We start from the raw sequence: 16,799 nt of genomic DNA on the forward strand, positions 1-16,799 counted from the left end.
GGCGGACATAAGGACGTACGGACACTCGTCCGGGAGAGGCGGCCGGGCACGGGGATTCCGGCCCCGGCGGCGGGCGGCGCGCTCCGGAATCCGAGGCGTGCGGCAGGACGAATCGGCGCCCGCCGGGTTGACGGCTCACGGAACGGGCCCCGGACGCCTGAGGCGTCCGGGGCCCGTCGTCCAATGCCGGGTCGGTCAGGCGAGTCTGGCGGTCAGGTCGGCCACCAGGCCGTCGAGCGGTACGGGCTTCTGCTCGCCGCTCTCCATGTCCTTGACCTGCGCCACGCCCTCGGCGAGATCGCGCTCACCGGCGACGACCGTGAACCGCGCGCCCGAGCGGTTGGCGTTCTTCATCGCGCCCTTGAGTCCCTTGCCGCCGTAGCTGAAGTCGGCCGCGACCCCGGCCCTGCGCAACTCGGTGACCACGCCGAACAGCAGCCGGCGCGCCTCCTCGCCGAGCGGTACCGCGAACACACTGGTGGCGGGCGGCAGTTGGAGCGTGATGCCCTCGGCCTCCAGAGCCAGCACCGTACGGTCCACTCCGAGCGCCCAGCCCACGGACGGCAGCGCGGGGCCGCCGATCATCTCGGAGAGCCCGTCGTAGCGCCCGCCGCCGCCCACGGCCGACTGCGCGCCGAGACCGTCGTGGACGAACTCGAAGGTCGTGCGGGTGTAGTAGTCGAGCCCCCGTACGAGCCGTTCGTCGTCCTCGTACGCGACACCCGCCGAGGTCAGCAGAGCGCGCACCTCCGCGTGGTACTCCCGGCAGGCGTCGCACAGATAGTCGCGCAGCCTCGGGGCGTCGGTGAGCTGGCTCCGTACGGCCGGGCGCTTGTCGTCGAGGACCCGCAGGGGGTTGATCTCGATACGCCGCCGGGTGTCCTCGTCCAGGTCGAGATCGCGGAGGAAGGTCTGGAGCGCCTCGCGGTAGACGGGGCGGCACTCCTTGTCGCCCAGCGAGTTCAGCAGGATGCGGAAGCCGGTCAGTCCGAGCGAGCGGTACGCCTGGTCGGCCAGGATGATCAGCTCGGCGTCGAGCGCCGGGTCCTCGGCGCCGATGGCCTCCGCGCCGACCTGCGAGAAGTGGCGGTAGCGGCCCTTCTGCGGGCGCTCGTAGCGGTAGTACGAACCGGAGTACCAGAGCTTGACGGGGAGGTTGCCCGCCTTGTGCAGATTGGCTTCGAGCGCCGCGCGCAGCACGGAGGCCGTGCCCTCGGGGCGCAGCGCCAGCTCCGAGCCGCCCTTGGTGGTGAGGGTGTACATCTCCTTGGTGACGATGTCGGTGGACTCGCCGACGCCGCGGGCGAAGAGCTCGACGTCCTCGAAGCCGGGCGTCTCGATGTAGCCGTAACCGGAGTTCTTCAGCGGCGCGGAGATCGCCTCGCGCACCGCGAGGAAGACGGCGGAATCCGGGGGGAGCAGGTCGTACGTGCCCTTGGGGGCCTGAAAGGTGTTCATGAGGTTCGCTGCGTCACATTCCTCGTCGCGGAGCGGCGCTCGGGCCGCTGCCGGGGCCTGCGGCCACCTCGCGCAGAAAGGGGTTGGTGGCTCGCTCCTGGCCGATGGTCGTCTGGGGGCCGTGGCCGGACAGCACCACGGTCGAGTCGTCGAGCGGCAGGCACACGCGGCCCAGTGACTCGAGCAGCTCGGCCGCGTCGCCGCCGGGCAGGTCCGATCGTCCGACGGAGCCGGCGAACAGCAGGTCCCCCGAGAACAGTACGGGCGGGATGTCCGCCGCCTCGGGCAGCCCGAAGGTCACCGACCCCTTCGTATGGCCGGGCGCGTGCGCGACGCCGAAGCGCAGACCCGCGAGCTCCAGCTCGGCGCCGTCGGTCAGCTCCTTGAGGTCGTCGGGCTCTCCCACCGTGAGCTCGCCCATGAGCGGCATGCCGATGGCGCGGCCGAGGCCCTTCTCGGGATCGCTCAGCATGTACCGGTCCGCGGGGTGGATCCAGGCCGGCACGTCGTGGGCGCCGCAGACGGGGACGACCGACGCGACGTGGTCGATGTGGCCGTGGGTGACCATCACGGCGACCGGCTTGAGGCGGTGCTTCCTGACCGTCTCCGCGACGCCCTCCGTCGCCTGGTGGCCGGGGTCGATGATCACGCACTCCTCACCCGCGGCGGGGGCGACCAGATAGCAGTTGGTCCCCCAGGCCCCGGCGGGGAAACCGGCAATAAGCACGATCGTCCTCAAATGTCGTCCGTCGGGAGATTGCAGCAGATCAGAGCCTACCGGCGCTCCTCATTCCACAGGTAACCCATATACCGTACGGGGCTAGTCAGCGTTCGTAGGACTTAGTTCCGAGCACGGTCCGAGCACCGCCCCGACAGGGCCCACGAAGACACGAGGAGACGACCCGGTGGTCAACAGCGAGCAGCGCCGGCGCCAGCTTGCCAGGGAGAAGTTCGAGCGGCAGCAGCAGCGCCGGGCGGAGATCCGCAGGGGCGCCAGGCGCCGTAACGCGATCATCGCTTCCGCGCTGGCCGTCGTACTGGCGGCGGCGGGCGGCGCGTGGGCCATCGCGGGCCTGACGGACGACAACGGTGAGAAGGACGTCGCGCAGGACAGCCCGTCCGCGCCCCCGTCGCCGACCGAGAGCAAGCCGGCGGGGCCGAAGATGGCGATCGACGCCAAGGCGAAGTACACGATGTCCCTCAAGACGAACCAGGGCGACATCGGTATCGCGATGGACGCCGCGAAGACTCCCGAGACGGTGAACTCCTTCAAGTCCCTCGCGGACAAGAAGTTCTTCGACGGTACGAAGTGCCACCGTCTGACCACGGAGAACATCTTCGTGCTCCAGTGCGGCGACCCGAAGGGCGACGGCACGGGCGGTCCGGGCTACACCATCGCGGACGAGAACCTCGACGCCCTCGGCAAGCCCGGCGCGGACGGCTCGGTGACCTACCCGGCGGGGTCGGTGGCGATGGCGAATACCGGCCAGCCGAACAGTGGCGGCAGCCAGTTCTTCCTGGTGTGGAAGGACACCAAGCTGCCGCCCTCGTACACGCCCTTCGGCACGATGGACGCCGAGGGCCTGAAGACCGTGAAGGCCGTGGCGGCGGGCGGCGTCACCGGTGACAACAAGGGTGACGGCGCACCGAAGAAGACCGTCACGATCGAGAAGGGCACGGTCGACAAGACGTGACGACGGTGGACCGGCGGCACGGCCCGCGGCGCGGGGCCTTCGAAGGCCCCGCGCGGTACCCCGCGAATTTCGGCCGTGCGGAGTGCGGACAGCCGGGCCGCCGGTCACCTAGATTGGCGTTGTGCGACGCGCGGGGCCGTCTTTGCGGATCCGCTTTCGCGTCGCGGAAGACGGGCGAGGCCCGTCCAGGAAACTGTGGATGATGCCCGGGGGGCACCCCTCGCAGGCATCAGGTGGAGGAGGCGCTGTGAGCAGCGACCCGTGGGGCCGTGTCGATGAGACAGGCACCGTGTACGTGCGCACGGCCGAGGGCGAGCAGGTCGTCGGATCGTGGCAGGCAGGCTCTCCCGAAGAGGCTCTGGCCTACTTCGAGCGCAAGTACGAGGGCCTGGTGGTCGAGATCGGCCTTCTCGAACGGCGGGTGAGGACCACCGATCTCTCGTCCAAGGACGCGCAGGCCGCCATCGACCATCTGCGGGCGCAGGTGGACGAGCATCACGCCGTCGGCGATCTCGCCGCCCTGCGTACGCGTCTCGACGGCCTCGTCGCGACGGTCGAGGCGCGCCGTGAGGAGCGCAAGGTCCAGAAGGCCAAGCAGACGGACGCGGCCCGTGAGTCGAAGCAGGCTCTGGTCGCGGAGGCCGAGGAGCTGGCCAAGAGCGACCAGTGGCGCTCCGCCGGTGAGCGGCTGCGCGCGCTGGTGGACACCTGGAAGGGGCTGCCGCGGCTGGACCGGAAGTCCGACGACGAGCTGTGGCACCGCTTCTCGCACGCGCGCTCGGCGTTCTCCAAGCGCCGCAAGGCGCACTTCGCCTCGCTGGACGCCCAGCGCGAGGAGGCCCGTAAGGCCAAGGAGAAGCTGGTCGCCGAGGCCGAGTCGCTGTCGGGCTCGACGGACTGGGGCGGGACGGCCGCGCGCTACCGGGAGCTGATGACCGAGTGGAAGGCGGCGGGCCGCGCGCAGCGCGAGGCCGAGGACGACCTGTGGAACCGCTTCCGCGGCGCCCAGGACGTCTTCTTCGCCGCGCGTGGTGAGGTCTTCGCCGAACGGGACGCGGAGCAGACGGAGAACCTGAAGCTCAAGGAGGAGCTGGCGGCCGAGGCCGAGCGGCTGCTCCCGGTGAAGGACCTGAAGGCGGCCCGCGCCGCGTTCCGGGCCATCAACGAGCGGTGGGAGGCGGTCGGGCATGTGCCGCGCGACGCCAGGCCCAGGGTCGAGGGCCGGATGCAGACGGTCGAGCGGGCTCTTCAGGAGTCCGAGGAGAACGAGTGGCGCCGTACGAACCCGGAGGCGCGTGCGCGTGCCGCGGGTCTGACGGGCCAGCTCCAGGCGGCCGTGGACAAGCTGCGCACGCAGATCGACACGGCGCGCGCCTCGGGCAACAACGCCAGGGCCGACAAGCTGGCCAAGGAGCTCGAGGGCCGCCAGGCGCTGCTGGACCAGGCTCTGAAGGGTCTCCAGGAGTTCGGCGGCTGACACCGCGCGCTTACGAGGGAGCGGCCCGGCGGTGGGAGTCACCGCCGGGCCGCTCGCGCTCCGTCGCCGGGTGTCCTAGGGCCTGCGGGCCGAGGTGACGCGGTAGACGTCGTACACGCCCTCCACACCCCGTACGGCCTTCAGCACATGTCCGAGGTGCTTCGGGTCGCCCATCTCGAAGGTGAAGCGGGAGGTGGCGACCCGGTCGCGGGAGGTCTGGACCGCCGCCGACAGGATGTTGACGTGCTGGTCGGAGAGGACCCGGGTGACGTCGGAGAGCAGCCGGGACCGGTCGAGCGCCTCGACCTGGATGGCGACGAGGAAGACGGAGGACTGGGTGGGCGCCCACTCGACTTCGAGGATCCGCTCGGGCTGCTGCGAGAGCGAGTCGACGTTGACGCAGTCCGCGCGGTGGACGGAGACGCCGCTGCCACGGGTGACGAAGCCGATGATCGGGTCGCCCGGGACCGGGGTACAGCAGCGGGCGAGCTTCACCCACACGTCCTCGACGCCCTTGACGACCACGCCGGGGTCGCTGCTGGAGCGGCGCTTGGAGCGTCCGCGCGAGGGCGGCGCGCTCTCGGCGATGTCCTCGTTGGCGGCCTCCTCGCCGCCGAGCGCCTGGACGAGTTTCTGGACGACGCCCTGCGCGGCGACATGGCCCTCGCCGATCGCCGCGTAGAGCGAGGAGATGTCGGGGTAGCGCATCTCGTGCGCGAGCGTGACGAGGGAGTCGCCGGTGAGGATCCGCTGGATCGGCAGGTTCTGCTTGCGCATCGCCTTGGCGATGGCGTCCTTGCCGTGCTCGATCGCCTCGTCGCGGCGTTCCTTGGAGAACCACGCGCGGATCTTGTTCCTGGCCCGGGGCGACTTGACGAAGCCCAGCCAGTCCCGTGAGGGGCCCGCGCCCGACGCCTTGGAGGTGAAGACCTCCACCAGGTCGCCGTTGTCGAGGGTCGATTCGAGGGGGACGAGCCGGCCGTTGACCCGCGCCCCTATGGTGCGGTGGCCGACCTCCGTGTGGACGGCGTAGGCGAAGTCGACGGGGGTGGCCCCGGCGGGCAGCGCTATGACGTCGCCCTTGGGCGTGAAGACGAAGACCTCGTTGCGCGAGAGGTCGAAGCGCAGGGACTCCAGGAACTCGCTGGGGTCCTCGGTCTCCTTCTGCCAGTCGAGCAGCTGGCGCAGCCACGCCATGTCGTTGACGGTGTCCTGGCCGCCCTTGCCGGTGTTCCTGGGGACGTCGGTACGGACCTTGGAGGCTCCGGCGACGGCCTCCTGCTTGTACTTCCAGTGCGCGGCGATGCCGTACTCGGCGCGGCGGTGCATGTCGAACGTACGGATCTGGAGCTCGACCGGCTTGCCGCTGGGCCCGATGACCGTCGTGTGCAGCGACTGGTACATGTTGAACTTGGGCATCGCGATGTAGTCCTTGAACCGCCCCGGGACCGGATTCCACCGGGCGTGGACGGTGCCGAGCGCCGCGTAGCAGTCGCGGACCGTGTCGACGAGGACCCGGATGCCCACCAGGTCGTAGATCTCGGCGAAGTCCCGGCCCCGCACGATCATCTTCTGGTAGACGCTGTAGTAGTGCTTCGGCCTGCCGGTGACGGTCGCCTTGATCCGGGCGGCGCGCAGATCGGACTGGACCTCGTCGGTCACTATGGCCAGATACTCGTCGCGCTTGGGGGCCCGCTCGGCGACGAGCCGGACGATCTCGTCGTACATCTTGGGGTAGAGAATCGCGAAGGCGAGGTCCTCCAGCTCCCACTTGATGGTGTTCATACCCAGGCGGTGGGCCAGCGGCGCGTAGATCTCCAGCGTCTCGCGGGCCTTCTTCTCCTGCTTCTCCCGCTTGAGGTAGCGCATGGTGCGCATGTTGTGCAGCCGGTCGGCGAGCTTGATGACGAGAACCCGGGGGTCCTTGGCCATCGCGACGACCATCTTGCGTACGGTCTCGGCCTGGGCGGCCTCGCCGAACTTGACCTTGTCGAGCTTGGTGACGCCGTCGACGAGGAGGGCGACCTGGTCGCCGAAGTCCTTGCGCAGGGTGTCCAGGCCGTACTCGGTGTCCTCGACGGTGTCGTGCAGCAGCCCCGCCATCAGGGTGGCCGGGTCCATGCCCAGCTCGGCGAGGATCGTGGTCACGGCGAGGGGGTGCGTGATGTACGGGTCGCCGCTCTTGCGCTTCTGGCCCCGGTGCCAGCGCTCGGCGACCTGGTAGGCGCGCTCGATCTGGCGCAGGACGGCGGTGTCGATCTTGGGGTCGTTGCTCCGTACGGTCCGCAGCAGCGGTTCGAGGACCGGGTTGTACGGCGACGAGCGCTGCACACCGAGGCGGGCCAGCCGGGCGCGTACGCGGTTGGAGGAGCCGCCGGTGCGCGAGGGGGCGGCCGGCGGGGGCTTCGGCGCGGTGACGGGGACCGGGAGCCGGCTCTTGGCGGCGGAGCCGGGTCCGGCCGCGGCTGCGGAGGGTGGGGCGGGAGCCGGGTCCACCGGCTTCGACGGGCTCCGCACGGGCTCGGACGCGTTGCGGTCGGAGCGGTCGGAGCTCTCGTGCCGGGTGGTCCCGTGCTCGGAGCCGCCCGGCCCGGACCCGTCGCGCTCGGCAGACGTCCGCGCAGCCGTCCTCGACCCGTCCGCCTGATCCTGCGGCGGGGCAGGCGCCGCCATGGCCTGGTCTGTGTGGGGATCGGGCTGGGCGGCGGCGAGTGGCTGGGCCTCGTCCGGCAAGAGCGCTCCTCGTGGGTTTCCGGGGTCCCCCGGTCGGGTGCGGAACGGCCATGGTATCGACCTCGTGCCGCGGCTGCTCACGGGACCGTTGACGGCGCGGGGACATGGAGAGTTTCCGAGGTGACGAGTGTGAGAACGCGGACGCCCCGGGCGGAATTCCCGGGGTGTCCGTTTTATTCGGTTTTGCCAGGTAGCGGCGGAGGTGCTCAGACCGTGATCAGGGCCTCCAGCGGAGCGTCCCGCAGATGGGGCTCCAGACGGGCCCTGCCGCCGAGGAAGCCCAGCTCCAGCAGGACGGCCACGGCCACCACGTCGGCGCCGGCCCGGCGTACCAGTTCGACCGAGGCCCCGGCGGTGCCGCCGGTGGCGAGCACGTCGTCGATGACGATGACGCGGTCGCCCTCCTGGAGGTCCTCGGCGTGGATCTCCAGCTCGGCGCTGCCGTACTCCAGGTCGTACGTCTGCGACAGCGTCGCCCCGGGCAGCTTCCCCGCCTTGCGGACGGGGATGAAGCCGATGCCCGCGCGGACCGCGACCGGCGCGGCCAGGATGAAGCCGCGCGCCTCCAGACCGACGATCTTCGTGGCCCCGTGCCGTACGACCGGCTCGGCGAGCGCGTCGGTGAGCGCCGTGAAGGCCTTCGGGTCCGCGAGCAGCGGGGTGATGTCCTTGAACATCACCCCCGGCTTCGGATGGTCGGGCACATCGCGGATACGGCTGAGCAGCAGCTCCTTCGTGCTGTCGTCGATCATCGACGCTTCCCCGAAGGGCGGCCCCTGCCACGGCCGCCGTGGCTCCGGGGACCCGCGACCGCGGCGGCGGGCGTGGCGGCGCGGGGCGCCACCACCTCGTCGTGCGGCTCGTCGTCACCCGGCTCGTCCGAGTCCTCCTGCACGGCGTCGGCCGACTCGCCCTTGGCCGCGGCGGCTGCCCGCTTGGCCAGCACGCGCTTCTTCAGTGCCTTTATCTGCGGCTCGCGCTCCTTGAGGTCGGCGACCAGCGGAGTGGCGATGAAGATCGACGAGTACGCGCCGGCCGCGAGGCCGACGAAGAGCGACAGCGAGATGTCGTTCAGCATGCCGGCGCCGAGGAACCCGCCACCGATGAAGAGCAGACCGGCGACCGGCAGCAGCGCGACCACGGTGGTGTTGATGGAACGCACCAGGGTCGAGTTGATGCTGCGGTTGGCCACCTCGCTGAAGGTGAAGCGCGTCTGCTTGGTGATGTCCTTCGACCCCTCCTTGAGGCTGTCGAAGACCACGACCGTGTCGTAGAGGGAGTAACCGAGAATGGTCAGCAGACCGATCACCGTGCCCGGTGTGACCTCGAAGCCGACCAGCGCGTACACACCGACGGTGATCGTGAGGTCATGGATCAGCGCGATGAGCGCGGCGGCCGCCATTCTCCATTCGAAGGCGATCGCCAGATAGATCACCACCAGGATCATGAAGATCCCGAGTCCCGTCCAGGCCTTGTTGGCGATCTGCTCGCCCCAGCTCGGCCCGACCAGGTCGGCGTTGATCTTCTCCTTGGGGATGTTCAGGTCCTCGGAGAGCTGGGTCTGCGTCTTGTCGGCCTGCGCCGTGTTCAGCTCGGTGACCTGGATACGCAGGCCGCCGTTGCCGAGCTTCTGCACGATCGCGTCATGGCCGGACGCCGCTTCCGCGTGCTCCTGGGCCTCCGACACGGAGATGCTCGTCTTGGGGGTGTTGAAGACGGCACCGCCCTTGAACTCGATGCCCATGTTGAGCCCTCGTACCGCCAGGCCCGCGATGGCCGTGATGGTGATGAGGATCGAGAGCGCGTACCAGAACTTCCGCTTCCCGACGAAGTCGTAACCGACTTCGCCGCGGTAGAGCCGGGCGCCGAGATCGCCGAGTCGCGACATCTCACGCCTCCTTCGGGTCGGTGGGGGCGCTGAAACGGCGGGTGCGGCGCAGCGGTGGTTTCGCTCCGAGGCGCTTCGGGTCGAGACCGGACCAGGAGCCGCCGCGCGAGAAGAACTTCGTGCGGGCGACCAGGGTCATGATCGGCTTCGTGAAGAAGAACACCACGACGACGTCGAGGACCGTGGTGAGGCCCAGCGTGAACGCGAAGCCCTGCACCTTGCCGACGGTGACGGTGAACAGCACGGCCGCGGCGAGGAACGACACGAAGTCGGACACCAGGATCGTGCGCCGGGCACGCGGCCAGGCCCGTTCGACGGCCGGCCGCAGCGTACGGCCTTCTCTGATCTCGTCACGGATTCGTTCGAAGTACACGATGAACGAGTCTGCCGTGATACCGATCGCAACGATCGCACCACACACCGCGGGGAGGTTGAGGGCGAAGCCGATACCTGGTCCGAGCAGGGTCATGATCGCGTACGTCATGACGGCCGAGGCCAGCAGGCTGACGATGGCGATCATGGCGAGGCCCCGGTAGTAGAGCACCAGGTAGATGATCACCAGTGCGAGGCCGATGGCGCCCGCGATCAGACCGGCGTGCAGCTGCTCACCGCCGAGAGCGGCGGTGACCGTGGTGACGGTCTCCTCCTGGAAGGTCAGGGGGAGCGCGCCGTACGACAGGATGTTGCCCAGGTCCTGCGCGGACTCCTGGGTGAAGTTGCCGGAGATCTCGGCGTTGGCGCTCAGCGTCTGGCGCACCGAGGGCGCGGAGACGACCTCGCCGTCGAGAACGATGGCGAACTGGTTCTGCGGCGCCTGCTGCTGCGAGAGCTTGCTGGTGATCGCCTGGAACTTCTTCGAGCCGCCGCCCGTGAAGTCCATCTGGACGATCCACTGGCCGGTCTGCTGGTTGATGGTGGCGTTGGCGTCGTCGACGTCCTTGCCGCCCACCTCGGCCGGGCCGAGGACGTACTTCTCCCACACGCCGTCGTTCTCACCGCAGGCGAGGGTCGGCTGGTCCGGCTTGGCGGTGTCGCCGAGGACGCCGCGCGCCTTCTCGTTCGTACAGTCGAGCGCCGCGAAGTCCGCCTGGAGCTTCTCCGTCGCGGGGTCCGCGGGCGGTGTCGCGGGCTCGCTCGGCGAGGGACTGGGCTTGTCGTCGGCCGAGCCGCTCGGCGTGGGCGACGCGTCGGCCTTCAGATCGTCCGTCAGGGGGCGGCCCTGGGTCGTCTCCGAGGGACTGGGGTCGCTGTCACCCGAAGGGGAGGCGGTCTCCTTCGGCTTCTCGCTCCCGGAAGGGCTCGGGCTCTCGCTGGAACCGGCACTCGGGGACGGGTTCGCGTCCGGCGGCGGCTGCTGCGCGGCGGGGTCGCCCGGTCCGAGGGTCAGGACCGGCCGGAAGTACAGCTGAGCGGTGGTGCCGACCTGCTCACGAGCCTGCTGCGAGTTCGTGCCCTTGGGGATGTTGACAATGATGTTGTCGGATCCCTGGGTCTGAACCTCGGCCTCCTGAACGCCGAGACCGTTGACACGACGCTCGATGATGCCGACCGCGGTGTTCATGTTGGTCTCGTTGACCGCGTTCGCCTGACCGGGCGAGCTCTTGGCCTTGAGCGTGATGGTCGTGCCGCCGGCGAGGTCGATACCGAGGCGCGGTGTGAGCTCACCGGCCCCGAACATCCCGCCGACGAGGGCGATCATCGCGATCAGGAACAGGATCAGGGTGCGCCCCGGCTTTCCCGGGGCCCCCGTCTGCCTTCGGCCCTTCTGAGGTGCTGCCACCTTTTCGTTTCTCCCTGTCCAACCGCCCCACGCCGGGTGAGCGACGGAGCGGCAACGAAGTGTTGTGGGGACGTGCCCACGCGAATGCCGACGTCGTCCGGGGACCGCGGTGCGCCCGGGGGCGCGGTGCGGGACCGGACGGGACTACTTCGCGCCGCTCTCGCCGTCGGCCTTGCCGTCCTTGGGCTCGACCGACTCCTTCTCGGCGTCGACATCGACCTTGGTCGCGTCGACGGCGGCCTCGGCCTCGGCGTCTTCCGGGCTGTCCTTCTTGCCCAGGTCGATCTTCGAGACGTCGTCGTCCACCAGCGAGGAGGCGTCGTCGGGCACGACGTGGCCGTCGACCTCGAACTCCTCCTCGTCGCCGTGGACGATGCGGTTGTACTCGTCGTCCGTCAGGACGGCGCCAATGGCGTTCTTCGCGTACACGGCGTGGACGGCCGGCGCGACCTCCAGGAGGACCGTGTCCTCGTGAACTTCCTTGACGGTGGCGTACATGCCCCCGATCGTCCGGACACCTGTGCCGGGCTGCATCTCATTGCGCATCTGCACAGCCGCCTGCTGCTTCTTCTTGGCGGACCGGGTCATCAGGAACATGGCCCCGATGAGCACGATGAAGGGGAGGAGGGTCACGAGACTCACGGGAGGGAACTTCCTTCGCACGACCGCGCTGTCGAGCGGCCTGATATACGGGGGGCGGTTGCCGACCGTTACGGGCGGCATCGGCGGAGTCTAAGCGAGTCCGCATCAATGGAACAACGCCCAGCATGGCACCGGGGTTCCTGCCGGGGCGAGTGCCCGTGCGCTCACGCCCCGAACAGCCCCGGTTGTCCGCTTGCGCCTGGGCTCCGCGGGGGTGGGGTCAGCCCCAGATGCGCCCATGCGGCGGGCGTCGCCACCCGGCCACGGGGAGTACGCGCGAGCAGCCCCTCCCGTACGAGGAAGGGCTCGGCGACCTCCTCGACCGTCTCGCGCTCCTCCCCCACCGCGACGGCGAGGGTCGACAGGCCGACCGGGCCGCCGCCGAAGAGCTTGAGCAGGGCCTGGAGCACCGCCCGGTCGAGCCGGTCCAGGCCCCGTTCGTCGACCTCGTACACCCGCAGGGCGACGGAGGCGATGTCCCGGTTGATGTATCCCTCGGCCTTGACCTGCGCGTAGTCGCGCACCCGGCGCAGCAGACGGTTGGCGATACGGGGCGTGCCCCGGGAGCGCCCGGCGATCTCGGCGGCGCCGTCCGCGTCGATCTCCAGGTCGAGGAGGTGGGCGGAGCGGTGGATGACCCGTTCCAGCTCGGCGGGCTCGTAGAACTCCATCTGCGCGGTGAAGCCGAACCGGTCGCGCAGCGGGGGCGGCAGCAGGCCCGCCCTGGTGGTGGCGCCGACCAGGGTGAAGGGCGGCAGCTCCAGCGGGATGGCGGTGGCGCCGGGGCCCTTGCCGACGATGACGTCGACGCGGAAGTCCTCCATGGCCATGTAGAGCATCTCCTCGGCGGGCCGGGACATCCGGTGGATCTCGTCGAGGAAGAGGACCTCGCCCTCCTGGAGGGAGGAGAGGATCGCGGCGAGGTCGCCCGCGTGCTGGATGGCGGGGCCCGAGGTGATGCGGATCGGGGCGCCCATCTCGGCCGCGATGATCATGGAGAGGGTGGTCTTGCCGAGGCCGGGCGCGCCCGACAGCAGGACGTGGTCGGCGGTGGCGCCCCGGGCGAGGGCCGCCTTCAGGACGAGGTCGAGCTGTTCCCGTACGCGCTCCTGCCCGACGAACTCGTGGAGCGACTTGGGCCGCAGCGCCGCCTCGACCGCCTGGTCCTCGCCGTCGGCGGACGCGGCGACGAGCCGGTCGGGCCCGTCGGCCGCGTCCGTCGGCGGAGGGCCGCCTCCCGGCGTCGCCTTGCTGCTGTCGTCCCAGTTCACTGTGGCTCACCTCATGGAATCGGGACGTCCCTGGACGCTCCCGTGGAGTTCGGCTCCGGCGCGGGCCCGGCGGCGGTCGCGGGCCCGTCCTGCCCGCGGGCGCCGGCGTGGCCGGGTCAGCGTGTGCGGTTCAGCGACTGGAGCGCCGCCCGCAGAAGTCGCGGTACGGCGGGGGCCTCGCCCGCCTCGATCGCGGCCTCCGCCTGGGGGGCGACCAGGGCGACCGCCTCGTCGGCCTCCCTCGTCGCGTAACCGAGACCGATCAGCGCCGAGTGCAGCTGATCGTTCCAGGCGGTGGGGACCGTGGCGCCGATCCCCTGTCTGCCGATGGGGGCGCCGAGGGGCTCGCCGAGCCGGTCCTTCAGCTCCAGCAGCAGCTTCTGCGCGCCCTTCTTGCCGATGCCCGGGACGGCCGTCAGCGTCTTCTCGTCGCCCGTGGCGACGGCGACACGCAGGGTGTCGGGCGCGTGCACCGCGAGCATCGCCTGGGCCAGCCGGGGACCGACGCCACTGGCGGTCTGGAGCAGCTCGAACGTCTGGCGCTCGTCGTCGTCGGCGAAGCCGTACAGCGTGAGCGAGTCCTCCCGGACGACCAGCGACGTGGCGATCCTCGCCTCCTCACCGAGCCGCAGTCCGGCGAGGGTGGCCGGGGTGCACTGGACCACCATGCCGACACCGCCGACCTCGATCACCGCGGAGGTCGGGGCGAGGGCGGCCACCGGGCCGCTGACGAAGGCGATCATCGGGGAACCTTCCGTACGGGTACGTGGCCGGCGGGGCGGGACGCCTTCGCCGCGGCGTGCGCCTGCTGGAGACGGCTGACGGCGGGGGCGCGCCAGATGTGGCAGATGGCGAGGGCGAGGGCGTCGGCGGCGTCGGCCGGTTTCGGCGGGGCGTCCAGCCTCAACAGCCGGGTCACCATGGCACCGACCTGTGCCTTGTCGGCGCGCCCGCTGCCCGTGACGGCGGCCTTGACCTCACTGGGGGTGTGCAGGGCGACGGGGATGCCGCGGCGGGCGGCGCAGAGCATGGCGACGGCGCTGGCCTGGGCCGTCCCCATCACCGTACGGACATTGTGCTGGCTGAACACCCGCTCCACGGCGACCAGTTCGGGCCGGTGCTCGTCCAGCCACGCTTCCATTCCCCGCTCGATGGCGACGAGGCGCGATCCGAGGTCCGCGTCGGCGGGTGTGCGCACCACACCGACGCCGAGCATCGTCAACGTGCGTCCCGCGACGCCCTCGACGACGCCGACACCGCACCGCGTCAGTCCGGGGTCCACGCCCAGTACCCGCATCGCGCCCCTCCCCCTCACACTCTCGGTCCCGCTCGATCACACGTTCTGCCGGTGAGTCAGAACCCCTGATCAGCACAGTATCGGTCGCCGCCGACAACGCGGCGGGCCGACGGGAGGTGTGTCCCCGTCGGCCCGCCGCGTACAGCCGGGTTGACGCCTGCGACGGCTCGTGTCCGCCGCCGGACGTCAGGCGTCGACCTTCTCCATGACCTCGTCCGAGACGTCGAAGTTGGCGAAGACGTTCTGCACGTCGTCGCTGTCCTCCAGCGCGTCGATCAGCTTGAAGATCTTCCGCGCGCCGTCCTCGTCCAGCTCGACCTGCATGGTCGGCACGAAGTTGGTGTCGGCGGAGTCGTAGTCGATGCCGGCCTGCTGGAGCGCGGTGCGGACCTCGACCAGGTCGGTGGCCTCGCTGAGCACCTCGAAGGACTCGCCCAGGTCGTTGACCTCCTCGGCGCCCGCGTCGAGAACGGCGCCGAGGACGTCGTCCTCGCCCAGCTCGCCCTTGGGGACGATCACGACACCCTTGCGGTGGAACAGGTAGGACACGGAGCCGGGGTCGGCCATCGAGCCGCCGTTGCGGGTCATCGCGACGCGGACGTCGGACGCGGCACGGTTGCGGTTGTCGGTCAGGCACTCGATGAGCACGGCGACACCGTTGGGTCCGTAGCCCTCGTACATGATCGTCTCGTAGTCGGCGCCACCGGCCTCCAGGCCGGCGCCGCGCTTGACGGCCGAGTCGATGTTCTTGTTCGGCACCGAGCTCTTCTTCGCCTTCTGGATGGCGTCGAAGAGGGTCGGATTGCCGTCGACGTCGGCGCCCCCGGTACGGGCCGCGACCTCGATGTTCTTGATCAGCTTCGCGAAGAGCTTGCCGCGCTTGGCATCGATCACGGCCTTCTTGTGCTTCGTCGTAGCCCATTTAGAGTGGCCGGACATCTGCCTGTCTCCTTCGCGTAACCAATCCTGCTCCGTTCGGCAGAGATCCTACCGGGATCCCCTCACCGCGCGGAGCGCACCATCTGCGTGAAGAAGCCGTGCAGACGGTGGTCGCCGGTGAGTTCGGGGTGGAACGACGTCGCGAGGGCGTTGCCCTGCCGTACGGCGACGACATGCCCGCCGTGCTCGGCCAGCACCTCCACGCCGGCGCCCACCGACTCGACCCAGGGCGCCCTGATGAAGACACCGTCCACGGGGCCCGGTCCCACACCCGCGACCTCGACGGCCGCCTCGAAGGACTCGTTCTGCCGGCCGAAGGCGTTCCTGCGGACGATCATGTCGATGCCCCCGACGGTCTCCTGTCCGGAGCGCGGGTCGAGGATCTTCTCGGCGAGCAGGATCAGTCCGGCGCAGGTGCCGTAGACGGGCATCCCGGCGCGTACGCGCTCGCGCAGCGGCTCCAGCATCCCGAAGAGGACGGCCAGTTTGGACATGGTCGTCGACTCGCCGCCGGGGATCACCAGGCCCTCGACGGCGGCCAGTTCGTCCGGCCGCCGTACGGTCGTGGGCGCGGCGCCGGCCGCCGCCAGGGCGGCCAGATGCTCCCGTACGTCGCCCTGGAGCGACAGGACGCCGATCAGCGGTGAGCGCGCGGCGCCCTGGTCACCAGCCACGGTTGGCGTAGTGCTCGGACGCGGGCAGGGTGTCGATGTTGATGCCGACCATGGCCTCGCCGAGGTTGCGGGAGGCGTCCGCGACGACCTTGGGGTCGTCGTGGAAGGTGGTGGCCTTGACGATGGCGGCGGCGCGCTTGGCGGGGTCGCCGGACTTGAAGATGCCGGAGCCGACGAAGACGCCCTCGGCGCCGAGCTGGCGCATCAGCGCGGCGTCCGCCGGGGTGGCCACTCCGCCCGCGGAGAAGAGCACGACGGGCAGCTTGCCCAGCTCGGCGACCTCCTTGACGATCTCGTACGGGGCGCGGAGCTCCTTCGCGGCGGCGTACAGCTCGTTGTTGTCGTAGCCGCGCAGCCGGGCGATCTCGTTCTTGATCTGGCGCAGATGACGGACGGCCTCGACGACGTTGCCGGTGCCGGCCTCGCCCTTGGAGCGGATCATGGCCGCGCCCTCGGCGATACGGCGCAGGGCCTCGCCCAGGTTGGTGGCGCCGCAGACGAACGGCGTGGTGAAGGCCCACTTGTCCGAGTGGTTGACCTCGTCGGCCGGGGTCAGGACCTCGGACTCGTCGATGTAGTCGACGCCGAGGGACTGGAGGACCTGGGCCTCCACGAAGTGGCCGATGCGGGACTTGGCCATCACCGGGATCGAGACGGCCTCGATGATGCCCTCGATCATGTCGGGGTCGGACATCCGCGCGACGCCGCCGTCCTTACGGATGTCGGCGGGTACACGCTCCAGCGCCATCACGGCGACCGCTCCGGCGTCCTCGGCGATCTTCGCCTGGTCCGGCGTGACCACATCCATGATCACGCCGCCCTTGAGCTGCTCGGCCATGCCGCGCTTCACGCGGGCGGTGCCGGTCTCGGGGGTCTGGCTGCTGGGGATAAGCGTGCTGGACACGGAACGACCTCACTGTGACTGTTGCTGATGCGGTTGATGAGG

At 70.2% G+C, this 16,799-nt stretch carries 15 protein-coding genes; 2 read left to right on the forward strand and 13 right to left on the reverse strand.

The annotated features are described in order from the left end of the window. Nucleotides 1-195 precede the first annotated feature (195 nt). Nucleotides 196-1,458, reverse strand: coding sequence for a histidine--tRNA ligase (gene hisS / locus ACFWU9_RS09540; protein WP_384316045.1), 1,263 nt, complete (start codon nucleotides 1,456-1,458; stop codon nucleotides 196-198). A gap of 13 nt (nucleotides 1,459-1,471) precedes the next feature. Then, on the reverse strand, nucleotides 1,472-2,185 hold the full coding sequence (locus ACFWU9_RS09545; protein WP_384316047.1) for an MBL fold metallo-hydrolase: 714 nt from the start codon (nucleotides 2,183-2,185) through the stop codon (nucleotides 1,472-1,474). A 178-nt stretch (nucleotides 2,186-2,363) separates the two neighbouring features. Between ACFWU9_RS09545 and ACFWU9_RS09550 the strand changes: the two genes are divergently transcribed. Both ACFWU9_RS09550 and ACFWU9_RS09555 read left to right on the forward strand, forming a co-directional pair. Further along, nucleotides 2,364-3,152: a peptidylprolyl isomerase gene (locus tag ACFWU9_RS09550; protein ID WP_384316048.1), complete on the forward strand. Its 789-nt coding sequence runs from the start codon at nucleotides 2,364-2,366 to the stop codon at nucleotides 3,150-3,152. A gap of 247 nt (nucleotides 3,153-3,399) precedes the next feature. Then, nucleotides 3,400-4,629 (forward strand): DUF349 domain-containing protein, encoded by a 1,230-nt coding sequence (locus tag ACFWU9_RS09555; RefSeq protein ID WP_384316050.1) that lies wholly within the window; start codon nucleotides 3,400-3,402, stop codon nucleotides 4,627-4,629. A gap of 75 nt (nucleotides 4,630-4,704) precedes the next feature. On the opposite strand, the gene ACFWU9_RS09560 is transcribed toward ACFWU9_RS09555, so the two are convergent. From ACFWU9_RS09560 to pdxS, 11 genes are all read right to left on the reverse strand, one after another. Further along, entirely contained in the window at nucleotides 4,705-7,362 is a 2,658-nt protein-coding gene (locus ACFWU9_RS09560; RefSeq protein WP_384316052.1) for a RelA/SpoT family protein, read from the reverse strand. A gap of 206 nt (nucleotides 7,363-7,568) precedes the next feature. Continuing rightward, nucleotides 7,569-8,114 carry an adenine phosphoribosyltransferase gene (locus tag ACFWU9_RS09565; protein WP_384316054.1) on the reverse strand — a complete coding sequence of 182 codons (546 nt, stop codon included), beginning with the start codon at nucleotides 8,112-8,114 and terminating at the stop codon, nucleotides 7,569-7,571. Next, the gene (secF, locus tag ACFWU9_RS09570; protein ID WP_384316056.1) at nucleotides 8,111-9,250 is read right to left on the reverse strand and encodes a protein translocase subunit SecF; all 1,140 of its coding nucleotides are present in this window, start codon (nucleotides 9,248-9,250) and stop codon (nucleotides 8,111-8,113) included. Before secF ends, ACFWU9_RS09565 begins: the two co-directional genes overlap by 4 nt. Nucleotide 9,251: 1 nt before the next feature. Next, nucleotides 9,252-11,030 (reverse strand): protein translocase subunit SecD, encoded by a 1,779-nt coding sequence (secD, locus tag ACFWU9_RS09575; protein WP_384316058.1) that lies wholly within the window; start codon nucleotides 11,028-11,030, stop codon nucleotides 9,252-9,254. Between the two features lie 144 nt (nucleotides 11,031-11,174). Next, a complete protein-coding gene (gene yajC, locus ACFWU9_RS09580; protein ID WP_384316060.1) occupies nucleotides 11,175-11,672 on the reverse strand; it encodes a preprotein translocase subunit YajC in 498 nt (165 codons plus the stop codon). A gap of 164 nt (nucleotides 11,673-11,836) precedes the next feature. Beyond that, entirely contained in the window at nucleotides 11,837-12,943 is a 1,107-nt protein-coding gene (gene ruvB / locus ACFWU9_RS09585) for a Holliday junction branch migration DNA helicase RuvB (protein WP_384316062.1), read from the reverse strand. A gap of 116 nt (nucleotides 12,944-13,059) precedes the next feature. Beyond that, a complete protein-coding gene (gene ruvA, locus ACFWU9_RS09590; protein ID WP_384316064.1) occupies nucleotides 13,060-13,686 on the reverse strand; it encodes a Holliday junction branch migration protein RuvA in 627 nt (208 codons plus the stop codon). After that, on the reverse strand, nucleotides 13,683-14,240 hold the full coding sequence (gene ruvC / locus ACFWU9_RS09595) for a crossover junction endodeoxyribonuclease RuvC (RefSeq protein ID WP_384316066.1): 558 nt from the start codon (nucleotides 14,238-14,240) through the stop codon (nucleotides 13,683-13,685). Before ruvC ends, ruvA begins: the two co-directional genes overlap by 4 nt. Nucleotides 14,241-14,426: 186 nt before the next feature. Then, nucleotides 14,427-15,179 carry a YebC/PmpR family DNA-binding transcriptional regulator gene (locus tag ACFWU9_RS09600; RefSeq protein WP_329389879.1) on the reverse strand — a complete coding sequence of 251 codons (753 nt, stop codon included), beginning with the start codon at nucleotides 15,177-15,179 and terminating at the stop codon, nucleotides 14,427-14,429. A 62-nt stretch (nucleotides 15,180-15,241) separates the two neighbouring features. Next, complete coding sequence (gene pdxT / locus ACFWU9_RS09605; protein ID WP_384316068.1) at nucleotides 15,242-15,853, reverse strand: pyridoxal 5'-phosphate synthase glutaminase subunit PdxT; 612 nt, start codon at nucleotides 15,851-15,853, stop codon at nucleotides 15,242-15,244. Then, the gene (pdxS, locus tag ACFWU9_RS09610; protein ID WP_384316070.1) at nucleotides 15,843-16,757 is read right to left on the reverse strand and encodes a pyridoxal 5'-phosphate synthase lyase subunit PdxS; all 915 of its coding nucleotides are present in this window, start codon (nucleotides 16,755-16,757) and stop codon (nucleotides 15,843-15,845) included. Before pdxS ends, pdxT begins: the two co-directional genes overlap by 11 nt. Nucleotides 16,758-16,799 lie beyond the last annotated feature (42 nt).

It is taken from the genome of Streptomyces sp. NPDC058653 (assembly GCF_042716895.1).
Classification (GTDB): domain Bacteria; phylum Actinomycetota; class Actinomycetes; order Streptomycetales; family Streptomycetaceae; genus Streptomyces.

Coding starts and splice junctions, on each gene's coding strand:
- ruvC (WP_384316066.1), bottom strand. CDS start 14,240: ATGCGGGTACTGGGCGTGGACCCCGGACTGACGCGGTGCGGTGTCGGC.
- secF (WP_384316056.1), bottom strand. CDS start 9,250: ATGTCGCGACTCGGCGATCTCGGCGCCCGGCTCTACCGCGGCGAAGTC.
- hisS (WP_384316045.1), bottom strand. CDS start 1,458: ATGAACACCTTTCAGGCCCCCAAGGGCACGTACGACCTGCTCCCCCCG.
- ACFWU9_RS09565 (WP_384316054.1), bottom strand. CDS start 8,114: ATGATCGACGACAGCACGAAGGAGCTGCTGCTCAGCCGTATCCGCGAT.
- ruvA (WP_384316064.1), bottom strand. CDS start 13,686: ATGATCGCCTTCGTCAGCGGCCCGGTGGCCGCCCTCGCCCCGACCTCC.
- ACFWU9_RS09600 (WP_329389879.1), bottom strand. CDS start 15,179: ATGTCCGGCCACTCTAAATGGGCTACGACGAAGCACAAGAAGGCCGTG.